General features: G+C 42.1%; 1 protein-coding gene. It reads right to left on the bottom strand.

The genetic code is table 11. The features are described from left to right. Window positions 1-425 precede the first annotated feature (425 nt). On the bottom strand, window positions 426-1,597 hold a 1,172-nt coding region (locus tag MBEAL2_RS28490; RefSeq protein WP_047155547.1), incomplete at its 5' end, for an IS110 family RNA-guided transposase.

The raw sequence follows: 1,597 nt of genomic DNA, 5'->3' as shown, positions 1-1,597 counted from the left end.
TATCTCCCTCTATGATAAAACGGATATCTCGTGTTTTCTCTTGTTTTCTCAGATTTTCAAAGTCATTTAGATATAGTAGACGATTTCTCATTGGAATGAGGAGGAAATTTAGGATATTTTTGGAGCTGAGGGGCAAAAAAAGCCATAACTAATTAGCCACTTCCATCCAAAAAGTGGATATTAAGTTAACCTATGGTTGCACTTATGGATGTCCACATTTCTCATGGAGGTCAACCCTCCCATGTCTCACAGAGTCTTTGCTCCCAAATTCCTTCGTCCAACCTTTCCATGAGGTGGATGTCAGTAATGCTGCCCGCCAGGGTCTTTGCCCGTAATATAGTTCAATGACTGACTCATCCGTGCTTCAAATGTCTACTACATCTTTGAAACTTCTATACACCTGATTAACTTTCGGAATCAAACGATTAGGCTGCACTCTTTACGAGTGCCATATGAGGGATGTCCCTTAACATTCTTTCTTCACTAAACTCACACTGTTTTTTACCCACGGTAAACAAGATACGTATCAATTTATTACACAGAGCGATGAGAGACTGCATCTTTTTCAATGGATTATTCGGACGTTTCGTATAATACGCATGTAAAGCTTTAAAAGCAGTGTTCTTGGCGACCAAAGGCATGATCACTCGAAAGAGGAGAGCTCTCAAGGTCTTTCGGCCTCTCTTCGTAATCTTGGTTTGCCCCTTATGTTTACCTGATGTATTTTCTTTTAAGCTGAGTCCTGCCAACTTAATAATTTGGCGGGGATGTGAATAGTTGTTTAGATCTCCGACCTCTGCCAGAAAGCCTGCCACGGTATCTTTCCCGATTCCTTTGATGGCTACCATTTGACGAACACCAGGAATCTGTTCAAGTAAGATATCGATTTTAGATTCTAGTTCTTCGAACTTTTGTTTAATGAGATGGTACTTATCAAGGAGTACGCTTATCTCTACTTTTGCCATCTCTATTCCCTCACGGATGCCGATCGAAAGAGCGGCTGCCTGCTTTAACTCTCTCACCTTTCCAAGACCCACTGCACGTTTTACCGCTTTTTTAAGATGAGCCAGTATCTCTTCATCAGAGAGTTTTACTAACTCATTCGGTAGTTGATTGAGCTTTAATAATTGGAGTGCCGCTTTGCCTTCCCAGTCTTTAAACACGGTCAGAAACTCTGGGAAATACCGGTCTAACCAGTTATGGATTTGTCCCTGCACAGCTTGAAGGTCAACCGATAAAAGATCACGTATTTTTCTTGCCACACGAAGTTCGGCATACACTCCTTGCGGAATGTTAGGCTCAGCGTATCTTCCATCTTTGACTAACTGCGCAATCACCCTGGCATCCTTCACATCGTTCTTGGTCGGTGAGTTATCGTCTAACTCTTTACTTTTCTTAACATGCATCGGGTTAACCACAACGAACGTAACACCGTGTTCTTTCAAGAAATGAGCGAGATTTAGCCAATAATGACCGGTAGGCTCCATTCCCACGACAACCTTATTCATCCCCTGTTTCGTACTTAGCTGTGCAATCCAATCGAGAAAGGAATCAAAGCCAGCTTTTGTATTATCAAAGGAAAGAGGGGCTCCAAACT

This window comes from Aneurinibacillus tyrosinisolvens, from assembly GCF_001015055.1.
GTDB lineage: Bacteria > Bacillota > Bacilli > Aneurinibacillales > Aneurinibacillaceae > Aneurinibacillus_A > Aneurinibacillus_A tyrosinisolvens.
Note: the sequence above shows the minus strand (reverse complement) of the source record. Positions and strands in the feature narration are given on the sequence as shown.